The organism is Nakamurella deserti, from assembly GCF_003260015.1.
Lineage (GTDB): Bacteria > Actinomycetota > Actinomycetes > Mycobacteriales > Nakamurellaceae > Nakamurella > Nakamurella deserti.
Map to the genome: position 1 here is coordinate 56,061 of NZ_QCXS01000003.1, position 23,249 is coordinate 79,309.

Here is a 23,249-nt window from a genome sequence, read left to right on the forward strand (position 1 = left end):
CGGCGTCGGTCGACCCGGACCGGCGGCGACGGCACCGGGTCAGACGCCGATGTCCTCGTTCCACAGCTCCGGGTTGTCCCGGATGAAGTCGCGCATCATCGCGGTGCACTCGTCGTCGTCCAGGACCACCACCTCGACGCCACGGGACCGGAGGTGGTCCTCACCGCCGTAGAACGTGGTGTTCTCGCCGATGACCACCCGCGGGATCCCGTACAGCAGGATCGCACCGGTGCACATGTCGCACGGCGACAGCGTCGTGACCATCGTGGCGCGGGCGTACACCGCGGCCGGCAGCCGCCCGGCGTTCTCCAGACAGTCGGTCTCGCCGTGCCGGATGGCGCTGCCGAGCTGGACGCGCCGGTTGTGTCCGGTCGCCAGCACCTCGCCGTCCACCACGAGGGCGGCGCCGATCGGGATGCCCCCCTCGGCGAGCCCCTGCCGGGCCTCGGCGACGGCGGCGGCCAGCAGGGCACGGTCGTCGGTCGGTGCGGTCATGCGTCCACCTTCTGCAGAGCCTGCGCGATGTCGGACCAGAGATCCTCGACGTCCTCGACGCCGGTCGACAGCCGCACGGTGCCGGGGCTGATCCCCGCGGCCGCCAGCTGATCGGGCGTGTACGCGCGGTGCGAACTCGACGCCGGGTGCATGGTCAACGTCTCGACGCCACCGAGGGACGCAGCCAGCTGGATGAGGCCGACCGCCGAGGTGAACTGCTTGGCCGCCGCGGCGCCGCCGGCCAGGTCGAACGACAGCATCGCCCCCGGCCGGTCGAGCAGGGTCGCGGCGAGACGGTGCTGCGGGTGGCCGGGAAGCGAGGGGTGGTGGACGGCCTGCACGGCCGGATGGGCGGCCAGCCGGGCGGCCAGCTCGGTGGCGTTGGCGCTGGCCTCCCGGATCCGCAGCGGCAGCGTCTGCAGGCCCCGCAACGTCAGCCAGGCGGCGTGCGGGTCGGGAGTCATCCCGACACCGATCGCGTAGGCCCAGCCGCGGGTGAACAGCTCCGGGTCGGCGTAGGCGACGACACCGCCAGTGAGGTCGGAGTGGCCACCGATGTACTTCGTCGTCGAGTGCACGACGATGTCGGCGCCGTGGTGCAACGGCCGGCAGATCATCGGCGAGGCGAACGTGTTGTCCACGACGGTCAGCACGCCGTGACGTCGGGCCACCGCCGCCATCCCGGGGATGTCGGCGACGGCGGTGACCGGGTTGGAGATGGTCTCCAGGTACAGCAACCGGGTGGTCGGCTCGATCGCCGCCGCCAGCGCGTCCGGATCGTCTCCCGGCACCTCGGTGATGCGGATGTTCCACCGCCGGGTCAGGTCGGCGAGCAGCCCGGCGGTGCCGCCGTAGATCGACGCCTGGACGACCAGGTGGTCGCCGGCGACGAGGTTGGCGCTGAGCGCGGTGGTGATGGCCGCCATCCCCGACGACGTCGCCACCGCCGCGTCGGCGCCCTCCAGGGTGGCCAGCGCCTGCTCGAGGGAGCGGACGGTCGGGTTGCCGAAGCGGGAGTAGCCGTACTGGCCCCGGGGATCGTTCAGGGCGTCGGTGATCGCGTCGGCGTCGTCGAAGGCGAAGACCGACGTCTGGTAGATCGGCACCGACACCGGGCGGCCGCGCACCTCGGTGGGGACCGGCACGTGCACGGCCCTGGTCGACAGCGCGGTCGGCGGGACGGGGTTCTGGGTCACGCCACGATCGTGGCACAGTGCGCCGACACCGTCCCCGCACGGACCTCCCGCGGGGCCCGACCAGCCGCGACGTCGCGGCGGCCGGCTCTGTCGGCGGCCGTGGCTACTGTGACGGACGTGTCGGCGGACCAGGCGGTGATCGCTCCCGGCCGGTCGGCGGCCACCGGGGGCGGCGGACCGGCCGGTGCCGTCTCCGACCCGCCACCGCGCCGCTGGGTCCGCCGCCTGTTCGCGGTCTGCTGGGGACACCGCGTGCTCACGGTCGTGGTGGTCGTGGCCGCGCTCGGCGGACTGGGGCTCGGAGCGCTGGTCCCGCTGCTGACCGGCTGGGTCGTCGACGACGCCGTCGGCCGGGACACCTCCCGGATCGGGCTGCTCGTCGGCGCGCTGCTGGTGCTGGCCGTGGTGCAGTACGGACTCGCCTTCCTGCGCCGCTACACCGGCGGCAAGCTGTCGCTGGCGGTGCAACACGACCTGCGGCAACGGATCTTCGCCTCGATGCAGACCTTCGACGGCGCCCTGCAGGACCAGCTCCGCACCGGGCAGATCGTGTCCCGCGCCAACACCGACCTCGGGCTGGTGCAGGGACTGCTGGCGTTCCTGCCCCTCGCGGCCGGTCAGGCGGTGCTGTTCGCGGTGTCGCTGATCGTCATGGTGGTCCTCTCACCGCTGCTGAGCCTGGTCGTCGTGGTGATGGTGCCGCTGGTGGTGTGGGTCGTGCGGCTCACCCGCCGCCGGTTGTTCCCCGCGGGTTGGGCCGCCCAGCAGACGGCGGCCGACGTCACCGACATCGTCGAGGAGAACGTCACCGGCGTCCGCGTCGTGAAGGGCTTCGGCCAGGAGGACCGGGAGACGGGGCGGCTGCGGGACGGCGCCCGGACGCTGTTCGCCCAGAAACTGCGCGTCGCCCGGACGACCGCGGCGCTGACCCCGGCGTTCCCGCTGATCACCACCGTGGGCCAGATCGGCGTCCTGGGATTCGGCGGGTTGCTCGCCATGCACGGGGACATCTCGCTCGGGACCTTCGTGGCGTTCAACGGCTACGTGTTCCAGATCGTGGGACCGACGCGCACCGTGGCGCTGCTGCTGACGATGGCCCAGCAGGCCCGCTCCGGTGTCGAGCGCGTCTTCGAGGTCATCGACTCGCGGTCCACCGTGACCGATCCGGTCCAGCCGACGCCCCTGCCCGCCGGTTCGCTCGGCGTGGACCTGACCGGCGTGGGGTTCGGCTATCTCGCCGACGAGCCGGTGCTGGACGACTTCGACCTGCACGTCCGGCCGGGCGAGACGGTGGCGCTGGTCGGGGCCTCGGGCTCCGGCAAGTCGACGATCTCGCTGCTGCTCCCCCGCTTCTACGACCCGGCCCGCGGCACCGTCGCGCTCGGCGGCGTGGACGTCCGCACGGTGTCGCTGCTCGAGCTGCGCGCGGCGATGGGGGTGGTCTTCGAGGAGGCGTTCCTGTTCTCCGCGTCCGTGCGCGACAACCTGGCCTACGGCCGGCCGGACGCCACCGACGAGCAGATCCACCGGGCGGCCCTCGCCGCCGAGGCCGACGAGTTCATCCGCAGGCTCCCGGAGGGCTACGACACGGTCATCGGCGAGCGCGGGCTGACCCTGTCCGGCGGTCAGCGGCAGCGGCTGGCGCTGGCCCGGGCGCTGCTGACCGATCCGCGACTGCTGATCCTCGACGACGCCACCAGCGCCGTCGACCCGACGACCGAGGCGGCGATCCACGCGACCCTGCGGGCGGTGACCGCCGAGCGCACGACGCTGCTGATCGCCCACCGGCGGAGCACCCTGGACCTGGCCGACCGCATCGCCCTGGTGGACCGGGGCCGGGTCACCGACATCGGCACCGCGGCCGAGCTGCGGGCCCGGTCACCGCGCTTCGCCGGCCTGCTCGACGGGATGGACGCCGACGGGCCGGTCGCCACCGGCACCGGGCCGCTTGCCGTGGACGACGACCGGGACGCCCCCGGCGCGGACGGCACCACCCCCGCCCTCTGGCCGGCTCTCCCGGACGACGCCGGCCCCGATCGGGCGGTGCCCGGTGGTGGGGACCGCATCGGCCCGGCGCACGGCGGCGGTCGCCCGGGGGGCGGCGGCATGATGGCCGGCGGCGGGATGTTCTCGGGGATGCCCGCCACCCCGGAACTGCTCGAGCAGCTCCGTGCGCTCCCGCCCGCCCGTGACGTCCCGGCCGACGAGACCAGCACCGACGCGGATGCCCCGTTCCGGCTGCGGAACCTGCTCCGCGGCGTCCGCTGGCTGCTGCTCGCGGCACTGGTCCTGGTCGCCCTGGACGGTGCCGCCGGGCTCGCCCTCCCCGCGCTGATCCGGTACGGCGTCGACCACGGGGTGACCGTCGCCGCCGCCGGCGTGCTGGGCCTCACGTGCCTGACCGCGCTGACCGTCGCGGTCCTCACGCTGCTGGTCGAACGTGCCCAGGGGGTCGCCTCCAGCCGCGCCGGCGAGACCGTGCTCTACCAACTGCGGGTCCGCAGCTTCCGCCACCTGCAGCGGCTCGGCCTGGACTTCTACGAGCGCCAGCAGACCGGCCGCATCCTCACCCGGATGACCACCGACATCGACGCGCTCTCGACGTTCCTGCAGACGGGGCTCGTCTCCTCGGTGGTGTCACTGGTGACCTTCGTCGGCATCATCGTCGTGCTGCTGGTCATGGACCTGCCGCTGGCACTGCTGGCCTTCACCACGCTGCCGGTGATCGTGGTCGCCACCCTGGTCTTCCGGCGCATCTCGGCGAAGGCCTACGACGACGCGCGCGAGAAGGTGTCGGTGGTCAACGCCGACCTCGCCGAGAACGCCGCCGGGCTGCGGGTCGCCCAGGCGCTGGGCCGATCGGAGCGCAACAGCACCGCCTTCGCCGCGCGCAGCGCGGACTACCAGCGGTCCCGGATGCGCGCACAGACGGCGATCTCCATCTACTTCCCCGGCATCGTGTTCCTGTCCCAGGTCGCCGCGGCGGTGGTGCTGGGCGTCGGGGCCGGGCAGGTGGCGGCGGGCACCCTGAGCGTGGGCACCCTGCTGGCCTTCGTGCTCTACCTGGACAGCTTCTTCGCCCCGATCCAGCAGCTCTCCCAGGCCTTCGACGGGTACCAGCAGGCCGCCGTGGGTCTGTCCCGCATCCGGGAACTGCTCGCGACCCCCGTGTCCACTCCGCGGGCCGACGCCCCCCGGCCGGTCGACCGGCTCGACGGGCGCATCGACCTCGCGGAGGTCGGTTTCCACTACGCCGGCGAGAGCAGGGAGGCGATGACCGGGGTCGACCTGCACGTCGAGCCGGGGATCACCGTGGCCGTCGTCGGCGCGACCGGCGCGGGGAAGTCGACCCTGGTCAAGCTGATCGCCCGGTTCTACGACGTCACCGCGGGGTCGCTGCGGGTCGACGGGGTGGACGTCCGCGACTACGACCTGCCGGCCTACCGTCGGCGCCTCGGGGTCGTCCCGCAGGAGAATCACCTGTTCCGCGGCAGCGTCCGCGACAACATCGCCTACGGACGACCCGACGCCACCGACGCCGAGGTGGAGGCCGCGGCGCGCGCCGTGGGCGCGGTCGACGCCATCTCCCGCCTGCCGGGTCGCTTCCGGCACCCGGTGACCGACCGGGGCCGCAACATGTCCGCCGGCCAACGACAACTCGTCGCGCTGGCCCGCGCCCAACTCGTCGATCCCGACATCCTGCTGCTCGACGAGGCCACCGCGGCGCTCGATCCCGCCGCGGAGGCGGCCGTGCTGCAGGCCACCGACCGGCTCGCCCGGGGGCGTACGACCGTTGTCGTGGCGCACCGGATGACCACCGCCGCCCGCTCGGACCTGGTCGTGGTGATGGCCGGAGGCCGGGTGGTCCAGCAGGGACCGCACGCGGCGCTGCTCGCCGTCCCGGGCCCGTACGCGGACCTGAACAGCGGAACTGAATCGGTCCCGAGGACCTAGCCCACAGTCCCCGCACGCTCACCGGGTCCCACACGGAGCGGCACACAGGTCTAGATTTGGGTTCGGACATTTACACATCGCGAGAGACAGACAAGGCGGACAGCGACGGTGTCGTCAGCCACAGTGCCCCAATTCGGACCCAACGACTGGTTTGTCGAGGAGAAGTACCAGCAGTTCATCGCCGACCCGAAGAGTGTCGACGAGAGCTGGCGGGAGTACTTCGCCGGCCTGGGAGTCACCGCCGGCCCGAACGGAACCTCCTCCGGCAACGGGACCAGCGCCCCGGCGGCGACCACCGCCCCGGCCGCGGCCCCGGCCCCGCAGTCGTCCCCGGCCCCGGCCGCGGCCACCCCCGCCCCGCCGAAGCCCGCCGCCGCACCGGCGCCTGCCGCGGCCCCCGCCGCCGCACCGGCCCCCGCCGCCGCGGCGCCCAAGGCCCCCGCCGCCGCGGCGCCCAAGGCCGCCGCTCCGAGCACCGCGCCGCCGCCCGCGCCGCGCACCGCCAACCACAGCGCCACCACCGCGCCGCCGGCCCGCTCGGCCGCCCATGCCGCCGACCGCGAGGAGGTGACCACCCCGATCCGCGGGATGGCCGCCGCGGTCAGCAAGAACATGACGGCGTCGCTGGAGATCCCGACCGCGACCTCGGTCCGCGCGGTCCCGGCGAAACTGCTCGCCGACAACCGCATCGTGATCAACAACTTCCTCAAGCGCCAGCGCGGCGGGAAGATCTCGTTCACCCACCTCATCGGCTACGCCATCGTCCGGGCACTGCGCGACTACCCGAACATGAACGCCCACTACGGCGAGGTCGACGGCAAGTCCGTCCACGTCAGCCCGGCCGCGGTCAACCTCGGCCTGGCCATCGACCTCCCGGGCAAGAACGGCCAGCGCAGCCTGGTGGTGCTGCCCATCAAGAACTGCGACGAGATGAACTTCGTCGAGTTCTGGCGGGCCTACGAGGGCGTCGTCGGCAAGGCCCGCAGCGGCAAGCTGACCGCCGACGACTACGCCGGCACCACCATCTCGCTCACCAACCCGGGCGGTATCGGCACCGTGCACTCGGTGCCCCGCCTGATGAGCGGTCAGGGCACCATCGTCGGTGTCGGCGCGATGGAGTACCCGGCGGAGTTCCAGGGCGCCAGCGAGCACACGCTGGCCGAGCTCGGCGTCTCCAAGGTGATGACGCTGACCTCGACCTACGACCACCGCATCATCCAGGGCGCGGAGTCCGGCGAGTTCCTGCGGCGTATCCACAACCTGCTGCTGGGCGAGGACGACTTCTACGACGACGTCTTCACCGCGCTGCGCCTGCCCTACGAGCCGGTCCGCTGGGTCTCCGACATCTACGCCGGTCGCAACGGCGCCGTCGACAAGACCGCCCGGGTGCTCGAGATCATCGACGCCTACCGCACCCGCGGCCACCTGATGGCCGACACCGACCCGCTGAACTACCGCCAGCGCCGCCACCCCGACCTCGACGTGCTGTCCCACGGCCTCACCCTGTGGGACCTGGACCGGGAGTTCCCGGTCGGCGGCTTCAACGGTGCCCAGTTCATGAAGCTGCGCGACGTCCTCGGGGTGCTGCGCGACTCCTACTGCCGCACCGTCGGCGTGGAGTACATGCACATCATGGATCCGATCAAGCGCCGCTGGATCCAGCAGCGGGTGGAGGCCAAGCGCCCGAAGCCGCCGTTGGACAAGCAGAAGTACCTGCTGGGCCGGCTCAACGCCGCCGAGGCCTTCGAGACGTTCCTGCAGACCAAGTACGTGGGTCAGAAGCGCTTCTCGCTGGAGGGCGGCGAGACCGTCATCCCGCTGCTGGACGCCGTGCTGAACAAGGCCGCCGAGTACTCGCTGGACGAGGTCGTCATCGGGATGGCCCACCGCGGCCGGCTCAACGTGCTGGCCAACATCGTGGGCAAGCCCTACGCGAACATCTTCCGCGAGTTCGAGGGCAACATGGACCCGGGCCAGGCGCACGGCTCCGGGGACGTCAAGTACCACCTGGGCGCCAACGGCAAGTACATCCGGCCGTTCGGCGACGGACAGGTCGAGGTCACCCTGGTGGCCAACCCGTCGCACCTGGAGGTCGTCGACCCGGTGCTGGAGGGGGTCGTCAGGGCCAAGCAGGACATCATCAACCGCGGCGAGAGCGGCTTCTCGGTCATCCCGATCGCCCTGCACGGTGACGCCGCGTTCGCCGGTCAGGGTGTGGTCGCCGAGACCCTGAACCTGTCGAAGCTGCGTGGATACCGCACCGGCGGCACCGTGCACGTGATCATCAACAACCAGGTCGGGTTCACCACCGCCCCGGAGGCGTCGCGCTCCTCGGAGTACTGCACCGACGTCGGGAAGATGATCGAGGCACCGGTCTTCCACGTCAACGGTGACGACCCGGAGGCTGCCGTCTGGGCCGCCGAACTCGCCGTGGAGTACCGCCAGACGTTCGGCAACGACGTCATCATCGACATGGTCTGCTACCGCCGGCGCGGTCACAACGAGGGCGACGACCCCTCGATGACCAACCCGCTGATGTACCAGATCATCGACGGCAAGCGCTCCGTCCGGAAGATCTACACCGAGGCCCTCATCGGTCGCGGTGACCTCTCGGCCGAGGACGCCGAGGACGCGCTCAAGGACTACCACCGGCAGCTCGAGCGGGTGTTCAACGAGGTCCGCGAGCTGGAGCGGGCCGTGGCCGTCGCCTCCCCCTCGGTGGAGGAGGAGCAGCCGATCCCGCCGAAGGTCGACACGACGATCACCCAGGCGCAGTTGGAGCGCATCGCCGACGTGGCGCTGGAGTTCCCCGAGGGCTTCGTCCCGCACCCGCGCGTCAAGACGGTCCTCGACCGCCGCGTGCAGATGAGCCGCGAGGGCGGTATCGACTGGGCGTTCGGCGAGCTGCTGGCACTGGGCGCGACGGCGATGGACGGCAGGCTCGTCCGGATGGCCGGCCAGGACACCCGCCGTGGCACCTTCGTGCAACGGCACGCAGCACTCATCGACTGGCACAACGGCACCGAGTTCCTGCCGCTGCAGCACCTGTCGGACGACCAGGAACGCGTCCTGATGTACGACTCGGCGTTGACCGAGTACGCCGCACTGGGCTTCGAGTACGGCTACTCGGTGGCCAACCGTGACGCGCTGGTGCTGTGGGAGGCGCAGTTCGGCGACTTCGTCAACGGCGCCCAGTCGGTCATCGACGAGTACCTGTCGTCCGGTGAGGCGAAGTGGGGCCAGCAGTCGGGTGTGGTGCTGCTGCTGCCGCACGGCCACGAGGGTCAGGGCCCGGACCACACCTCCGGTCGGCCGGAGCGGTTCCTGCAGCTGTGCGCCGAGGGTTCGATGACGGTCGCCATCCCGTCGACGCCGGCGAACTACTTCCACCTGCTGCGCCGGCACGTCCTCGACGGCGTGCACCGCCCCATGGTCGTGTTCACCCCGAAGTCGATGCTGCGCAACAAGGCGGCCGTCTCCTCGGTCACCGACTTCACCGAGGGCAAGTTCGAGTCGGTGCTGCCGGACACCTCCGCGGCGGACAACGGCGCGATCACCAAGGTCGTGATGTGCACCGGCAAGATCTACTACGAGCTGGACGCCTACCGGACGGCCAACGACATCACCGACACCGCGATCGTGCGGCTGGAGCAGCTGTACCCGCTCCCCCGACGCAAGCTCAACTACGTGCTCGACATGTACCCGAACGCGAAGAGCTTCCTGTGGTGCCAGGAGGAGCCGAAGAACCAGGGCGCGTGGCCGTTCCTGGTCGAGGCGCTGCCCGAGGCCTCTCCGCGGCTGCTGGGCCTGTCCCGGTCGTCGCGGCGCGCGATGGCGGCACCGTCGGCCGGCTCCGCCCGGGTGCACGAGGTCGAGCAGAAGCAGGTCATCGCCAAGGCGTTCGGACGCTGACCACCGTCTGAGCTGCCCCGCTCCACCCCGGGCCCCGTCGCGCAGGTCGCGACGGGGCCCGGGTCGTTCGCCGCACCGGTCACGACCGCGGTCGTCGCCCGGCTAGGTTGACTGACGTGACCAGCGCCGACCCCGCACCGCCCGCAGCCACCCCGACCTCCCCCGACCCGGCCCTGCCCACGGCGGTCGCGCCCGGTCGCATCGTGCTCATCCGCCACGGCGAGACCGAGTGGAGCGCCACCGGCCGGCACACCTCGGTCACCGACATCCACCTGACGCCCCACGGCGAGGACCAGGCGCGCCGCATCCCGGAGATCCTCACCGCGCTGCGGGTGCACCCGGTGACCGTGCTGGCCAGCCCCCGGGTGCGGGCCCGGCGCACCGCCGAGCTCGCCGGCCTGCAACCGGAGATCGAGCCCGACCTGGCCGAGTGGAACTACGGCGACTACGAGGGCCTCACCACCGCGCAGATCCGGGACGCACGACCCGGGTGGAGCCTGTTCACCGACGGCGCCCCGGGTGGCGACTCCCCGGCCGCGATCGGCGAGCGGGCCGACCGGGTCCTGCACCGGGCCCGTGGCCTGCTGGCCGGCGGCGACGTCGCCCTGGTCTGCCACGGGCACATGAGCCGGGTGCTCGCCGCCCGGTGGGTGGGACTGGACGCCGGGTGCGCGCGGGTCCTCGCCCAGGACCCGGCCTGTGTGACGGTGCTGGGCTCCTACCGGGGCGACCCGATCATCGACCACGCGAACGTGCCGCCGGGGCCGGCCAACGCCTCGACCGGCACTCCCGAGCGCCACCACTGAGCGCCCCCACCGAGCCGGGCCCACCGGCCTCCGACCCGCAGTGACCCCGACTCAGCGAGTCACTCCACCCCCGACCCCGTCACGAACCGGAGACCACGCGTGCCCGACCTGCACCCCCCGCACACCCCGGCCGATCCGCGGATCCGCGACGTCACCCCGGCCGACGTCGCCGCGGTCGTCGGCCTGATCCACGAACTGGCGCTGTACGAGAAACTGCCGGACGAGTGCCATGTCACCGCCGAGCTGCTCTCCGCTGCGCTGTTCGCGCCGCAGCCGTCGGTGTTCGCCCAGGTCGCCGTGGTCGACGGTACGGTCGCCGGCTTCGCGATGTGGTTCCTGAACTTTTCCACCTGGGAGGGCGTGCACGGGATCCACCTCGAGGACCTCTACGTCCGGCCGGAGCACCGCGGCTCCGGGCTCGGCAAGGCCCTGCTGAGCCATCTCGCCGCGATCGCGGTGAGCCGCGGCTACGCCCGGGTCGAGTGGTCGGTACTGGACTGGAACACCCCCAGCATCGACTTCTACCGCGCGCTCGGCGCGGAGCCGATGGACGGCTGGACGACGTTCCGGCTCACCGGTCCGGCGCTGGCCCGAACAGGGACGGGAACCGCCTGATCCACTCGTTGGACGCCTTGGACAGCAGCAGCGCCAGGGTGCCCACCCCGACGACGACGAGCGCGAGCCCCGGCAGCACCTGCGCGCTGGGTACGGCCAGGTAGAAGCCCACGAGCGCGAAGATGAGTTCGACGACGATAGCCGGGGTGCGCGCCCAGCGCCGCCCCAGCAGCAGCCCGCGGGCCACCGCGGCGATCAGCAGCGCGAGCACGACGAAGTACGACGCGGTGGCCAGCGCCCATTTCAGGTCGGCGTCCTCGCGGGCCAGGATCACCACCACGGCGACGACGACGACCAGCGCGGCCTGGGCGACGGCCACCCAGGCCGCCAGCCGGACCGGCGGGGGCGGCGGGATGCTGACGGGCGGCGGATCGACGGGGGCGCTCACGGCACCCAGGCTAATCGCGCCCCGCCCCCGGGCTTCGTCACAGCGCCGTCGACGCGGGCGGCGCGGGGACCGCCGGTAGGCTCCGGGCACACATGCGCGCCCTGTTGATCGTCAATCCGCACGCGACCGCCACCACCGCCCGGCGTCGTGATCTGCTGGCGCACGCACTGGCGAGTCAGATGAAGCTGCGCATCGCGCACACCACCGGCCGTGGGCATGCCGCCGAGCTCGCGGCGCGGGCGGCCGCCGACGGGTTCGGCCTGGTGGTCGTGCACGCGGGTGACGGCACCGTCAACGAGACGGTCAACGGGTTGATGCAGAACCCGCCCGGCTCCCGACGTCCGGTCCTGGCCGTGGTGCCCGGCGGGTCGACGAACGTCTTCGCCCGTGCGCTGGGGCTCGCGCCCGATCCGACCGACGCCACCGAGCAGATCCTCGAGGCGCTGTCGCAGCGGCGGGTGCGCACGGTGTCCCTCGGCCGTGCCGACGACCGTTACTTCACCTTCAACGCCGGCTTGGGGCTGGACGCCGAGGTCGTGGCCGAGGTGGAGAAGCAGCGCGCCGACGGCAGCACCATCTCCAACGCGATGCACGTGCGCGAGCTGCTGAAGCTCTACGTCCGCGGTGACCGCGGCGCCGGGCCGCTACGACTGGAGATCCCGGGACGACCGCCGATCGACGGCGGCGTGCTCACCTTCGTCTCGAACGTGGACCCGTGGACGTTCGTCGGGAGCCGTCCTGTCCGCACCAACCCGGGGACCAGCCTGGACGGCGGGCTGGGTGTGTTCGCGTTGCGGTCGTTGTCGCTGCCCACGGTGCTACGGGTGGGCACGGCGCTGCTGCGCCGGGACGGCGACCCCCGGGGGCGGCAGCTCATCCGGCACGACGACATCCCCGCACTGACCGTCCGCAGCGCCCGCCCGATCGGTTTCCAGGTCGACGGGGATTACCTCGGAAAGCGGACAGAGGTCGCTTTCTCGTCCGTTCCGGATGCGCTGCGGGTACTGGTCTGAACGGGGTGCACCCGCTGCGGATCCGCGTACGGAGGGTGAGGACCGACCGCCGGCCCGCCGTCCGGCAGTACACCGTCTGAATCGATCTGACGAGGGTCGGAGCACATATTCACGTAACATTCACGAAACGTGACTTAGGCAACCTCTGATGTTTTGACCTTGACTTCGCGGGTATGCGTGAAAGCATCAACAGGTCTCGATCACTCGAGAGCAGCCGTGGCGGGCTCATTTCCCGCCGGACACAAGGAGTAATTGAACATGGATTGGCGTCACCGCGCGATCTGTCGCGACGAAGACCCGGAACTCTTCTTCCCCATCGGGAACTCCGGGCCGGCGCTCCTCCAGATCGCTGAGGCCAAGGCCGTCTGCCAGCGCTGCCCGGTCACGAGCGAGTGCCTGAGCTGGGCCATCGAGACCGGTCAGGACGCCGGCGTCTGGGGCGGTATGAGCGAGGACGAGCGCCGTGCGCTCAAGCGTCGCCGTGCCCGCGCCCGAGCCCGCAGCCTGTAGCACCCCTGCCGTAGGGCGGGGTCGAACCCCGAACTCCGGCGACGAAGCCCCGGTCCGCACTGCGGACCGGGGCTTTTCGTCGTCCGTGGTCCGGACCGCTGCGGCGGCACGCGTCCGCCGTTCGGTCGGGACCGAAGCCAGCAGGCGGCGACGACGGGCCGGCACGCCCACGTCGACCGACGTGGTCGCCGCCGACGGCGTGGAGCCGAGTGCGCCGCGGGTGGGTCAGCTGCGGCCTTTCAGCGGCACGTTCAGCATGACCTCGGTGCCCTTGCGCTGCTCGGCGGTACCCATCTGGATGGTGCCCTGCAGTTCCGCGGTCACCAGCGTGCGGACGATCTGCAGCCCCAGCCCGGACGCCTGGTCGAGGTCGAACCCGGCCGGCAGGCCCTGGCCGTCGTCGCTGATCAGCACGTCCAGTGAGCGCGCGGACCGGTCGACGGTGATGAGCACGAGACCGGCGTCGTCGGCGGGCGCGTAGGCGTGCTGGACGGCGTTCTGCACGATCTCGGCCAGCACCATCACCAGCGGGGTGGCCAGCTGCGGGCTGAGCACCCCGAACGACCCCAGCCGCTGCACCCGGACCGTGCCCTCCGCGGCGGCGATGTCGGAGATCAGCGGCACCAGCCGGTCGACGATCTGGTCCATGTCGACCCGGTCGTCCACCGAGGTGGACAACGTCTCGTGGATCAGCGCGATGGTGGCCACCCGGCGCGTCGACTCCTGCAGCGCCCGGCGCACGGCCCGTTGATCGGACCGGCGGGCCTGCAGCCGCAGCAGCGCCGCGACGGTCTGCAGGTTGTTCTTGACCCGGTGGTGGATCTCCCGGATGGTCGCGTCCTTGCTGAGCAGCGCGCGGTCACGACGACGCACCTCGGTGACGTCGCGGACGAGCACCAGGGCGCCCACCGACGACCCGTTGCGCCACAACGGGAGGGCCCGGAAGACGACCGCGGCGGCGCGCGCCTCGACCTCCATCCGCAACGTCGGCCGGCCCTCGACCGCGGCGGTGATGCGGGTGCTGAGCTCGGCGGCGTCGAACGGGTCCGGGATCAGCGGCTTGGTGCGCTCGATCAGCGGCACCCCGAGGAGCCCCTCGGTGAGGCCCAGCCGGTGGTAGGCCGACAGGGCGTTGGGGCTGCCGTAGGTCACGACGCCGGCGTCGTCGAGACGCAGCAGCCCGTCGCCGGCCCGCGGCCCGGTGATGAGTTCGGACGGCAGGTCCGACGCCGGGAAGGTGCCCTCGGCGATCATCTGCAGCAGGTCGTCGGCGGCCTCGAGGTAGACGGTCTCCAGCAGGCTGGAGTCGCCGTGGTCCATCAGCTCGCTGTCCCGGTTCATCACGGCGATGATGCGGCCGCCCTGGCGTACCGGGATGACCACCCGGCGGATCCGCAGCCGGTTGGGCAGGGTGGAGATCTCCTCGGTGGTGACCTCCCCGGTGGCCCAGGCATGCCCGGCCACCGGGTAGTTGCGCTCGGAGACCTTCCGCGACACCAGGTCGTCGGGCCAGACGGTGGCGCCGGTGGTCGGGCGCACCTGGGCGACGCAGACGTAGCCCGAGTCCTCCTTGCGGACCCACAACGCGAGGTCGGAGAAGGACAGGTCGGCCAGCAGCTGCCACTCCCCCACGAGACGCTGCAGGTGGTCCACGGCCGCCCCGGGAAGGTCGGTGTGTTCGGCCAGGAGATCGGAGAGCGTCGACATCAGGTGTGGTCAGTCCGTGGGGTTCGGCGGGCGGCGGGCCTCGCTGGAGCGGTTCGGTCGGGAGGTCGTTCGGTCAGGAGATCTCGGCGATGAGGTCGCCCTCCTGGACGACCTGGCCCTCGGCGACGGCCAGCGTGGAGACCACGCCCCCGGTCTCGGCGGCCACCGGGATCTCCATCTTCATGGATTCCAGGATGACCAGTGTGTCGCCCTCGGCGACGGTGTCACCCTCGGCGACCTGGACCTTCCACACGTTGGCCACCATCTCGGCCAGGACCTTCTCCGACATCGCCCACCTCCGGCTGCGGCCGCAGGCCCTCGTCGGCCCGTGCCCTGGACAGCAGTTCCCGCCGGCACCCTCGGCACCGGCACGTCCATCAAACCACGGCCGTCCCGGGGACCGGCGGGCGTCGTGATGGTGGCGGGAGGCGCCGCCCGGACGTGAGACGATGGAGGGCATCCACGGCCTCGTCGCTCCGGCAGGCCCGAAGTTCGCAGTCCGCGGTCGCGTGGACTGAGGTCCGGCACCGGTGACACCGGTGCATCCGTCGTCGAGAGAGGAAGTCGCCATGAGCAAGCGTGGACGCAAGCGCAAGTCCCGTAAGAAGGGCGGCGCGAACCACGGTAAGCGCCCCAACGCCTGACGTAGTCAGGCCAGTGCCTGACGTCGTCAGGTACGACGAAAGCCGGAGTCCCCGCGGGGAGCTCCGGCTTTCGTGTGTCCGGGGGCGGTCAGGTCGCGGGCGGCCCGTCGGTCCGCGCGCTCAGCGCGGCGACCAGCTTGTCGCGCAGGAACGCCGGCGCGGTGTCCCCGCCGCAGCTGCGGTGCAGCAGCGTCTTGAGCCGGTGACCGAGGTCGGTCTCGTCCAGGCACGGCGGACAGTCGACGAGGTGCCGCTCCACCACCGCGCGTCGCTCGGGGTCGAGCTCGTTGTCGAGGAAGACCCAGACGTCGCGGAGGACGGCCTGGCACTCCGTCTCGGCATCGTGGTCGTCGTGCGCCGCGGGATCGGGGGCGGTCCGGGTGTTGTCGCTCATGAGGTCACCTCGCCGGCTTTCCGGCCGGAGTCTGGGCGCCGGCGCGGATGAACCCGTGCTCGGTCGCGTAGTCGGTCAGGAGTTCCCGCAGCTGGCGTCGGCCGCGGTGCAGGCGGGACATCACGGTGCCGACCGGGGTGTCCATGATCTCGGCGATCTCCTTGTAGGCGAAGCCCTCGACATCGGCGAGGTAGACCGCGATGCGGAACTCCTCGGGCAGCTCCTGCAGAGCCGCCTTCACGTCGGTGTCGGGGAGCCGGTCGAGCGCGTCCATCTCCGCCGAGCGCAGGCCCGACGAGGTGTGGGACTCGGCGGCCGCCAACTGCCAGTCGCCGATCTCGTCCGTCGGGGACACCTGCGGTTGCCGCTGCTTCTTGCGGTAACCGTTGATGTAGGTGTTCGTCAGGATCCGGTAGAGCCACGCCCGCAGGTTGGTGCCGGTGCGGAACGAGCCGAATGCGGCGTAGGCCTTGAGGAACGTCTCCTGGACGAGGTCCTGCGCGTCGGCCGGGTTGCGGGTCATCCGCATGGCCGCCGCGTAGAGCTGGTCCAGGAACGGCATGGCGTCGGCCGTGAAGCGTTCCGCCAGTTCCTCGTCGCGCACCGGCGCGGGCCGGTCGCCGTCGGTGCCGACGTCGGTGGATTCGTCGACGGTGGGGGTGGGGTCAGCGAGCATGCTCTCTGACGTACCCGCCGCGGCGTCGGATCCGATGCCAGCCTGCTCGGCCACCTGCGCTACCTGCCCCTCCTGGGAGCCGGACGCTGACAACGAGGCGTCCGGACGACTCGTCCCGGACACTACCGGCCTGCGGGCAGGGGTTCCGGTCCGGCGACGGTCGTCGCGCGAACCGGGGCGGCGCAGCCGCACCGTCCGCGGGAGGACGGCGACGAGGGTGTCGGCCACGGCAGTTCCTCCCTGGTGCGGTGTCGGTGCGGGGGTGCGGCGGCCGGAGCTGTTCCCGGCCCGCCTTCATCCGTCCCAACAGCGACGCCCGCCGCATTCATTCCCGCGCCCGGCCCGCCGGTCAACCGGTGATGTCGAGCCGGGTGCCGAGCCAGTCCATCGACGCCGCGAGGCACTCCCCCCAGGTGATGAAGTCGTGGGCGCCGGGCACGGTCTGGTACTGCACCTGCATGCCCGCGGCCTTCGCGGCCTCGGACATCGTCTTCGTGGAGGGGCCGTACTCGGTGTCGCTCGCACCCGCCGCGAACATCCCGGCCGTGTTCGGGAACGTCCGGGTCTTCATGATGTCGGCGGGGTTGATCTTGCGGAAGGCGTCCTCGTCACCGTTGAACAGGGTGTTGACCGTGTCCGCCCGGTCGGACAGCGTCGGTTCCAGCTGGCCGGAGAAGAACAGGAACGTCGGGAACTCGTCCGGCGCGTTGGTCGCGAGTTGCAGGGCGCAGGTGGCCCCGGCGGACAACCCGCCGACGGCCCACCGGTCGGGACGCGGATCGACCTGGAGGTTCGCCCTGATCCAGTCGGGCACGTCCTTGCTGAGGTAGGTGAAGTCGTTGCCGCCGGCGGCGCTGTCGACGCAGAGCGGGTTGGCGTTGGCGTCCTCGCCCAGCCAGTCGGCCACCACGACCACGGGGGCGATGCCCTGGTGCGCGGCCGCGTAGGCGTCCATGGTGCCCGCCAGGTTGGGGCCGTCGAACCAGTTCCGGGGTGTTCCGGGCTGGCCGGCGAGCAGGATCAGCACCGGCAGCAGGGGCCGCGGCGTGGCCGCGTAGGCCGGCGGCAGGTAGATCCAGGCGTCCTGCGCCTGGAAACCCGAGACCGTGCCGGGGATCGGCGACGTGGTCACCCTGCCCTTGTCCGCCAGGCCGGACGGCGCGGTCCACACGGAGGTGAGCGGGGCGTCGCCGGACTGCGAGACGGCCGACGTCCCGGTCCCGAGGACGTCGGACGCGTCCACCTGGTCGGCCAGCGGTTCGCCGAGCAGCGCCGCGAGGGTCGGGTAGTCCCCGAAGGACCGGTTGACCTGGACGGCACCCGCGAGGCCGACCACCAGCACCCCGACGAAGGCCAGCACCCGGACCCACGCCCGGCCGCGCCGCACCACGGCCAGTGCCAGCGCCACCAGGGTCAACCCGATCCACACGACCGCGGTCGGCGGCAGATCGTCGGCGAACGGGTGCCAGACCCCGTCGGTGAACCACACGGCCACCGCCGTCACCGCCGCGGCCGCGAGCACCGCGATCGGCACCCGGCGCAGCCACCATGAGCGGCCCCGGTCGACCAGCAGCGCGACCAGCGCGAGGATCCCCAGGACCAGGAACAGCACCGGGAACCAACCGCTGATGATGGACAGACCCATGCGTCGATTCCCGACCGCGGCGCCGCCGCTTGCCCCGTCCCGGGCTGCTCCCGGGAGTTCCCGGTCATTGTGGGCCACCGCGGGCGCTGCGGACATGGACCCCGGTCGAGAAGACGCGGACACCCACCCGACCGGACCAGCCCAACCCCCCGTGGGTGCGATCGTTTCACCCGTCACGCCGAATGGTCCGTCCTGGCCGCCGGTCCGACGGCGTAGCAGTGACGCTCGCGGCGGGCGGACCGGGCGGAGGCGGCGCCGACAGCGGCGCCCACGGCGGGCGGACCGGGCGGCAGAGGCACCGGCAGCGACGCAGCGGGCGGACCGGGCGGACCGGGCGGCAGAGGCGGACTGGGCGGCAGAGGCTACGCCGGCAGCGACACAGGCGGGCGGGCGGACCGGGCGGCAGAGGCACCGGCAGCGACGCAGCGGGCGAACCGGGCGGACCGGGCGGACCGGGCGGACCGGGCGGACCGGGCGGCAGATGCTACGCCGGCAGCGACACAGGCGGGCGGGCGGCAGAGGCGCCGGCAGCAACGCGCAGCGGGCGAACCGGCCGCGGAGGCGCCGGCAGCGGGCGGCGGAGGCGTGGCAGCGACACGCGCGGGCGGGCGGACCCGGCGGCAGAGGCGCCGGCAGCAACGCGCAGCCGGCGAACCGGGCGGCGGAGGCGCCGGCCGCGTCCGCTCTGCCGGGCGCCGGATCTCGCATGTGGGAGGAGTTCCGCCGACCCGCAACGGCCGGCGCCGCCCGGCGTCACCCACGGGCCACCGCCCCGGCCGGGCGTGTCGAGATCGGCGTTAGGCTCCCGGCCATGTCGACCCTCCGAGCCCCCGGCGTCCGCTGATGGCCGCCGCCCCGACGCCCGCGATCGCCGCGCTGGTGCGTGCCGGCGTCCCGCACACCCTGCACCCGTACCACCACGACCCGCGGTCGACCGCCTTCGGCGACGAGGTGGTCGCGGCGTTGTCGCTGGATCCGTTCCGGGTGTTCAAGACGCTCGTCGCCCAGGTCGACCAGGTGCTGGTCGTGGGCGTCGTACCGGTGGGTGCGCAACTCGACCTGAAGGCGCTCGCGGCCGCCGCCGGCGGCAAGAAGGCGGCGATGGCCGCGGTCGCCGCCGCCGAGCGGTCCAGCGGGTACGTGGCCGGCGGCATCTCACCGATCGGTCAGCGCAAGCGGCTGACCACGGTCATCGACGCCTCGGCGGAGACGTTCCCGACGGTGTTCGTCAGCGCCGGGAAGCGGGGTCTGCAGGTCGAGCTGGCGCCGGCGGACCTGCGGGCCGTCACCGACGGCCGGTTCGCCCGCATCGCCACCGGCGAGTAGTCAGAATCGCATCTCCAGCTGCACGGGTTCGGCGGCCGGCGCCGCCGCCGGCGCGACGAGCTCCGGACCGTCGTTGCGGACGCTGTTCACCGCGGTCGAGACGATCCGGGGTTCCAGCTGCGGGACCGGCATCGCGGCCAGCAGCTCACTGGCCACCGCCGCATCGCCGGCAGTGCAGTCCAACCAGGCGTCCCGTAGCTCGGACGGGACGAGAACCGGGCAACGGTCGTGGATCTCGCCGAGGGTGTCGGTGGCCTGCTGGGTGATGACGGTGCACGTCCACAACCACCGGGCGGGATCGTCGTCGGCCTTCTCGGGGTCACGCCACAGCTCGTACAGGCCGGCGAAGGCCAGCATGGCGTCGTCCGGGGCGTGCAGGAAGTACGGCACCTTGCCCTCGTCGGTCGTGCGCCACTCGTAGTAGCCGTCGGCCGGGAGCAGGCAGCGGCGCGCCGCGGCGGCTTTGCGGAACGCCGGCTTCTCCACGACCGTCTCGCGCCGGGCGTTGATCATCCGGGCGCCACCCTTGGCGTCCTTGGACCAGCTCGGCACCAGTCCCCAGCGCAGCGTCCGCAGCTGCCGGACCGCGGCGGCGTCGTCGGCCGCTTCCCGGGGTGGGCGTTGCAGCACGGCGCGCACCGGATCGGTCGGGGCGATGTTCCAGGAGGGCTCGAGGTCGTCGTCGACCACCTCGTCGACGCCGAAGAGCCCGTAGAGGTTCGCGGTGGATGCCGAGTTCGCGTAACGACCGCACATGCGCTCGATTGTCCCCCGCCGCCGCGACCGGTGCGGGCCCGGGCCGGAGTCGTGCGGGATCATGGACGGCATGACCGGCGCACCCGACACCCTCCTGCACGGCTGGCCCGCACCGGTGGCGACCGGCCCGGTCACCGGCACCGTCGCCGTCCCGGGGTCCAAGTCGCTGACCAACCGGGCGTTGATCCTCGCGGCGCAGGCGACCGGGCCGAGCACGCTGGTGGCGCCGCTGCGGTCGCGCGACAGCGCCCTGATGGCCGCCGGGCTGCGCTCGCTCGGGGTCGGTGTCGCCGACGGCGCCGGCGACTGGACGGTGACGCCGGGACCGTTGCGCGGCCCCGCGGACATCGACTGCGGCCTGGCCGGGACGGTGATGCGCTTCCTCCCGCCACTGGCCGCCACCGCCGACGGCGAGCTGCGGTTCGACGGCGACCCGCACGCCCGGACCCGGCCGATGGGCACCGTGCTGGGCGCCCTCCGTGGCCTGGGTGCCCGCATCGACGGGGACGCGCTGCCGTTCACGCTGCACGGCACCGGGTCGCTCCGCGGTGGGACGGTGGTGATCGACGCGGCCGGCTCCTCGCAGTTCGTGTCCGGCCTGCTGCTGTCCGGGGCAAGCTTCACCGACGGCGTCACGGTCGTGCACGACGGCACGCCGGTGCCCTCGATGCCGCACATCGAGATGACGGTGCAGGCGTTGCGGGCGGTGGGTGTGGAGGTCGACGACTCCGAGGCGAACCGCTGGCGGGTCCTCCCCGGACCGGTCGCGCCGTGGACCGAACCCATCGAGCCCGATCTGTCCAACGCCACGCCGTTCCTGGCCGCGGCCGCGGTCACCGGTGGCACCGTGACGATCCCGCACTGGCCGGCCGAGACCACCCAGGCCGGCGCCGAGATCCGGGACATCCTCACCCGGATGGGCTGCACGGTGACGCTGGACGGCACCGACCTCACCGTCACCGGACCGGACCGGCTGACCGGGATCGACGTCGACCTGCACGACGTGAGCGAGCTGACCCCGACCGTCGCCGCCCTCGCCGCCCTCGCCGACGGCCCCAGCCACCTGCGCGGCATCGCGCACATCCGCGGTCACGAGACCGACCGGATCTCCGCACTGGCCGCCGATCTCGCCGGACTCGGCGCGGAGGTCGTCGAGGACCACGACGCGCTGCACCTCACCGGCAACGTCGGTCACGGCGGCCCCTGGCGCGCGTACGCCGATCACCGGATGGCCACCGCCGGCGCCATCGTGGGCCTGCGCGTCCCCGGCGTCGTGGTGGACGACATCGCCTGCACCGCCAAGACGCTGCCCGATTTCGCGGTGATGTGGGACGACCTGCTCGCCGGCCGAGCGGGCCGGCGATGAGCACCCTGGGTGAGCGCTGGGACAACGACGACGTCCGGGTCCGGCCCGGTCGCAGTTCCCGGCCCCGGACGAAGACCCGCCCCGGTCACACCGACGCCGTCCGCGGCACCGTCCTGACGGTGGACCGGGGCCGCTACGGCGTGCTGGTGGCGGAGGACACGAAGCGTGAGCGGGTGGTGGTGACGATGCGGGCCCGCGAGCTCGGACGTCGCGGCGTGGCCGTCGGTGACCGCGTCGACGTGGTGGGCGACATCTCCGGCGACCCCGACACCCTCGCCCGCATCGTCCGGATCGCCGACCGGTCGTCGGTGCTGCGGCGCAGCGCGGACGACGTCGACACCGCCGAGCGGATCGTCGTCGCCAACGCCGACCAGCTCGTGATCGTGTGCGCCCTGGTCGACCCGGTCCCCCGCCCGGGCTTCATCGACCGCTGCCTGGTCGCGGCCTACGCCGGCAACCTCGACCCCGTCCTGGTGCTCACCAAGGCCGACCTCGCCGATCCCGCGGACCTCGTCGCCGCCTACGCCGGGCTGCGACTGACCGTCGTCGCGACTTCGCGGCCGGGTGGCAAGGGCAGCGACATCGTCGGGTTGCCCGCCCTGCGGGACCTGCTGACCGACCGCACCTCCGTGCTCTTCGGGCACTCCGGCGTCGGCAAGTCGACACTGGTCAACGCGCTGGTGCCGGACGCCCACCGCGCGACCGGGCTGGTGACCGCGGTCGGCAAGGGTCGGCACACGTCGAGCTCGGCGCTGGCTCTGCGGTTGCCCGACGGCGGCTGGGTGGTCGACACCCCCGGGGTGCGCTCGTTCGGGCTGGCCCACGTCACCGCGGACGACCTGCTGCTGGCCTTCGACGACCTGTTGGAGGCCACGGCCGCGTGCCCGCCCGGGTGCTCGCACCTCGGCCCGCCGACGGTGCTCGACTGCGCGCTCGACGTCCTGGTGGCCGACGGCGGCGCGACGCCCGAGCGGTTGGCGTCGTTCCGGCGGCTGCTGCGGTCGCTGGCCGGCGAGGACCTCGAGACCGCGCCCGACGAGGACACCGACTGACGCTGCGCATCCATGCGCGCGCATCATCCAGCTCGGTCACCGAATGTGAGCGGGGTCACCGATCCGCAGGTAGTTGAAGCTTCACAAACTGGGGCCGGACGGAATAAGCTCGGACCCAAGTTGTTGAACGCTCATATAACCGGGTACCACCTACCGAAAGGCTCGTCATGACCACCGCGATCGCCAACCTCTCCGCAGGCACCTGGGCCGGGGACGCCGTCCACTCCGACATCGCCCTGCGCGTCCGTCACATGGCCGTCGGCAAGGTGAAGGGCACCTTCGAGCTGACCTCGGCCGAGCTCGTCGTTCCCGAGTCGGGCATCGAGGGCGCCAGCGTCACCGCCGTCATCGACGCCACCTCGGTCAACACCAAGAACGCCGACCGCGACGCCCACGTGCGCTCCGGCGACTTCCTGGACACCGACACGCACTCGACCATCACCTTCGTCTCCACCGCGGTCGAGGACTTCGACGGCGAGAACTTCAAGCTCGTCGGCGACCTGACCCTGCACGGCGTCACCAAGTCGGTCGTCCTGGACGCCGAGTTCGCCGGCGAGACGGTCGACGCCTACGGCGCCACGCGCACCGGCTTCACCGCGCACACCACCATCAACCGCAACGACTTCGGCGTGACCATCGACCTGGCGTGGGGCGCCGGCAACAAGGTCGTCGGCGACAAGATCGAGATCGCCATCGAGATCGAGTTCACCAAGAACGCCTGATCCGTCTGCGGCCCGCCCCGACCGGGCCCCGGCGGCGAAGAGCCCGTCACCTCACGGTGGCGGGCTCTGCGT

The 23,249-nt window shown here is 72.3% G+C and carries 20 protein-coding genes; 11 read left to right on the top strand and 9 right to left on the bottom strand.

Annotated features, from left to right (window positions below; translation table 11 throughout):
* Positions 1 to 39: 39 nt before the first annotated feature.
* Positions 40 to 495: a nucleoside deaminase gene (locus tag DB033_RS13680; protein WP_111767527.1), complete on the bottom strand. Its 456-nt coding sequence runs from the start codon at positions 493 to 495 to the stop codon at positions 40 to 42.
* A complete protein-coding gene (locus tag DB033_RS13685; RefSeq protein ID WP_205843895.1) occupies positions 492 to 1,691 on the bottom strand; it encodes a trans-sulfuration enzyme family protein in 1,200 nt (399 codons plus the stop codon). The genes DB033_RS13680 and DB033_RS13685 overlap by 4 nt, the downstream gene beginning before the upstream one ends.
* 117 nt (positions 1,692 to 1,808) lie before the next feature.
* Here DB033_RS13685 and DB033_RS13690 point away from each other — a divergent pair, with 117 nt between their 5' ends.
* The 4 genes from DB033_RS13690 (at position 1,809) to DB033_RS13705 (ending at position 10,978) form a co-directional block, all read left to right on the top strand.
* On the top strand, positions 1,809 to 5,645 hold the full coding sequence (locus DB033_RS13690) for an ABC transporter ATP-binding protein (protein WP_240615897.1): 3,837 nt from the start codon (positions 1,809 to 1,811) through the stop codon (positions 5,643 to 5,645).
* 123 nt (positions 5,646 to 5,768) lie between these two features.
* Positions 5,769 to 9,557 (top strand): multifunctional oxoglutarate decarboxylase/oxoglutarate dehydrogenase thiamine pyrophosphate-binding subunit/dihydrolipoyllysine-residue succinyltransferase subunit, encoded by a 3,789-nt coding sequence (locus DB033_RS13695; RefSeq protein ID WP_240615898.1) that lies wholly within the window; start codon positions 5,769 to 5,771, stop codon positions 9,555 to 9,557.
* A 173-nt stretch (positions 9,558 to 9,730) separates the two neighbouring features.
* On the top strand, positions 9,731 to 10,363 hold the full coding sequence (locus DB033_RS13700; RefSeq protein WP_170315587.1) for a histidine phosphatase family protein: 633 nt from the start codon (positions 9,731 to 9,733) through the stop codon (positions 10,361 to 10,363).
* 99 nt (positions 10,364 to 10,462) lie between these two features.
* Positions 10,463 to 10,978 carry a GNAT family N-acetyltransferase gene (locus DB033_RS13705; protein ID WP_240615900.1) on the top strand — a complete coding sequence of 172 codons (516 nt, stop codon included), beginning with the start codon at positions 10,463 to 10,465 and terminating at the stop codon, positions 10,976 to 10,978.
* Here DB033_RS13705 and DB033_RS13710 read toward each other — a convergent pair.
* Positions 10,935 to 11,366, bottom strand: a complete 432-nt coding sequence (locus tag DB033_RS13710) for a hypothetical protein (RefSeq protein ID WP_111767529.1) — start codon at positions 11,364 to 11,366, stop codon at positions 10,935 to 10,937. The genes DB033_RS13705 and DB033_RS13710 overlap by 44 nt on opposite strands.
* A 92-nt stretch (positions 11,367 to 11,458) precedes the next feature.
* On the opposite strand from DB033_RS13710, the gene DB033_RS13715 reads away from it, so the two are divergent.
* Both DB033_RS13715 and DB033_RS13720 read left to right on the top strand, forming a co-directional pair.
* Positions 11,459 to 12,379 (top strand): diacylglycerol/lipid kinase family protein, encoded by a 921-nt coding sequence (locus DB033_RS13715; RefSeq protein WP_111767530.1) that lies wholly within the window; start codon positions 11,459 to 11,461, stop codon positions 12,377 to 12,379.
* Between the two features lie 258 nt (positions 12,380 to 12,637).
* Positions 12,638 to 12,889: a WhiB family transcriptional regulator gene (locus DB033_RS13720; protein ID WP_111767531.1), complete on the top strand. Its 252-nt coding sequence runs from the start codon at positions 12,638 to 12,640 to the stop codon at positions 12,887 to 12,889.
* 225 nt (positions 12,890 to 13,114) lie between these two features.
* On the opposite strand, the gene DB033_RS13725 is transcribed toward DB033_RS13720, so the two are convergent.
* Both DB033_RS13725 and DB033_RS13730 read right to left on the bottom strand, forming a co-directional pair.
* The gene (locus DB033_RS13725; RefSeq protein WP_111767532.1) at positions 13,115 to 14,596 is read right to left on the bottom strand and encodes a sensor histidine kinase; all 1,482 of its coding nucleotides are present in this window, start codon (positions 14,594 to 14,596) and stop codon (positions 13,115 to 13,117) included.
* Between the two features lie 73 nt (positions 14,597 to 14,669).
* Positions 14,670 to 14,885 (bottom strand): biotin/lipoyl-binding carrier protein, encoded by a 216-nt coding sequence (locus tag DB033_RS13730; RefSeq protein ID WP_111767533.1) that lies wholly within the window; start codon positions 14,883 to 14,885, stop codon positions 14,670 to 14,672.
* A gap of 280 nt (positions 14,886 to 15,165) precedes the next feature.
* Here DB033_RS13730 and DB033_RS21820 point away from each other — a divergent pair, with 280 nt between their 5' ends.
* Positions 15,166 to 15,240: a 50S ribosomal protein bL37 gene (locus DB033_RS21820; RefSeq protein ID WP_420814074.1), complete on the top strand. Its 75-nt coding sequence runs from the start codon at positions 15,166 to 15,168 to the stop codon at positions 15,238 to 15,240.
* Between the two features lie 88 nt (positions 15,241 to 15,328).
* Here DB033_RS21820 and rsrA read toward each other — a convergent pair whose 3' ends face one another.
* The 3 genes from rsrA to DB033_RS13745 form a co-directional block, all read right to left on the bottom strand.
* Positions 15,329 to 15,634 carry a mycothiol system anti-sigma-R factor gene (gene rsrA / locus DB033_RS13735; RefSeq protein WP_111767534.1) on the bottom strand — a complete coding sequence of 102 codons (306 nt, stop codon included), beginning with the start codon at positions 15,632 to 15,634 and terminating at the stop codon, positions 15,329 to 15,331.
* Between the two features lie 4 nt (positions 15,635 to 15,638).
* Complete coding sequence (locus tag DB033_RS13740; protein WP_111768302.1) at positions 15,639 to 16,310, bottom strand: sigma-70 family RNA polymerase sigma factor; 672 nt, start codon at positions 16,308 to 16,310, stop codon at positions 15,639 to 15,641.
* Positions 16,311 to 16,659: 349 nt separating this feature from the next.
* On the bottom strand, positions 16,660 to 17,955 hold the full coding sequence (locus tag DB033_RS13745; RefSeq protein WP_111767535.1) for an alpha/beta hydrolase: 1,296 nt from the start codon (positions 17,953 to 17,955) through the stop codon (positions 16,660 to 16,662).
* An 843-nt stretch (positions 17,956 to 18,798) separates the two neighbouring features.
* Here DB033_RS13745 and ybaK point away from each other — a divergent pair.
* The gene (gene ybaK / locus DB033_RS13750) at positions 18,799 to 19,281 is read left to right on the top strand and encodes a Cys-tRNA(Pro) deacylase (protein WP_111767536.1); all 483 of its coding nucleotides are present in this window, start codon (positions 18,799 to 18,801) and stop codon (positions 19,279 to 19,281) included.
* Here ybaK and DB033_RS13755 read toward each other — a convergent pair whose 3' ends face one another.
* Complete coding sequence (locus DB033_RS13755) at positions 19,282 to 20,037, bottom strand: SOS response-associated peptidase (protein ID WP_111768303.1); 756 nt, start codon at positions 20,035 to 20,037, stop codon at positions 19,282 to 19,284.
* Positions 20,038 to 20,107: 70 nt separating this feature from the next.
* Here DB033_RS13755 and aroA point away from each other — a divergent pair, with 70 nt between their 5' ends.
* From aroA to DB033_RS13770, 3 genes are all read left to right on the top strand, one after another.
* Positions 20,108 to 21,403 (top strand): 3-phosphoshikimate 1-carboxyvinyltransferase, encoded by a 1,296-nt coding sequence (gene aroA, locus DB033_RS13760; protein ID WP_111767537.1) that lies wholly within the window; start codon positions 20,108 to 20,110, stop codon positions 21,401 to 21,403.
* Positions 21,400 to 22,455 (top strand): ribosome small subunit-dependent GTPase A, encoded by a 1,056-nt coding sequence (gene rsgA, locus DB033_RS13765; RefSeq protein ID WP_111767538.1) that lies wholly within the window; start codon positions 21,400 to 21,402, stop codon positions 22,453 to 22,455. The genes aroA and rsgA overlap by 4 nt, the downstream gene beginning before the upstream one ends.
* Positions 22,456 to 22,622: 167 nt before the next feature.
* Positions 22,623 to 23,177, top strand: a complete 555-nt coding sequence (locus DB033_RS13770; RefSeq protein WP_111767539.1) for a YceI family protein — start codon at positions 22,623 to 22,625, stop codon at positions 23,175 to 23,177.
* Positions 23,178 to 23,249 lie beyond the last annotated feature (72 nt).

Excerpts from the sequence above, each read along its gene's own strand:
- rsrA (WP_111767534.1), bottom strand. The coding sequence starts at position 15,634 with ATGAGCGACAACACCCGGACCGCCCCCGATCCCGCGGCGCACGACGAC.
- DB033_RS13725 (WP_111767532.1), bottom strand. The coding sequence starts at position 14,596 with ATGTCGACGCTCTCCGATCTCCTGGCCGAACACACCGACCTTCCCGGG.
- rsgA (WP_111767538.1), top strand. The coding sequence starts at position 21,400 with ATGAGCACCCTGGGTGAGCGCTGGGACAACGACGACGTCCGGGTCCGG.
- DB033_RS13740 (WP_111768302.1), bottom strand. The coding sequence starts at position 16,310 with ATGCTCGCTGACCCCACCCCCACCGTCGACGAATCCACCGACGTCGGC.
- ybaK (WP_111767536.1), top strand. The coding sequence starts at position 18,799 with ATGGCCGCCGCCCCGACGCCCGCGATCGCCGCGCTGGTGCGTGCCGGC.
- aroA (WP_111767537.1), top strand. The coding sequence starts at position 20,108 with ATGACCGGCGCACCCGACACCCTCCTGCACGGCTGGCCCGCACCGGTG.
- DB033_RS13715 (WP_111767530.1), top strand. The coding sequence starts at position 11,459 with ATGCGCGCCCTGTTGATCGTCAATCCGCACGCGACCGCCACCACCGCC.
- DB033_RS13755 (WP_111768303.1), bottom strand. The coding sequence starts at position 20,037 with ATGTGCGGTCGTTACGCGAACTCGGCATCCACCGCGAACCTCTACGGG.
- DB033_RS13720 (WP_111767531.1), top strand. The coding sequence starts at position 12,638 with ATGGATTGGCGTCACCGCGCGATCTGTCGCGACGAAGACCCGGAACTC.
- DB033_RS13730 (WP_111767533.1), bottom strand. The coding sequence starts at position 14,885 with ATGTCGGAGAAGGTCCTGGCCGAGATGGTGGCCAACGTGTGGAAGGTC.
- DB033_RS13680 (WP_111767527.1), bottom strand. The coding sequence starts at position 495 with ATGACCGCACCGACCGACGACCGTGCCCTGCTGGCCGCCGCCGTCGCC.
- DB033_RS13770 (WP_111767539.1), top strand. The coding sequence starts at position 22,623 with ATGACCACCGCGATCGCCAACCTCTCCGCAGGCACCTGGGCCGGGGAC.
- DB033_RS13745 (WP_111767535.1), bottom strand. The coding sequence starts at position 17,955 with ATGGGTCTGTCCATCATCAGCGGTTGGTTCCCGGTGCTGTTCCTGGTC.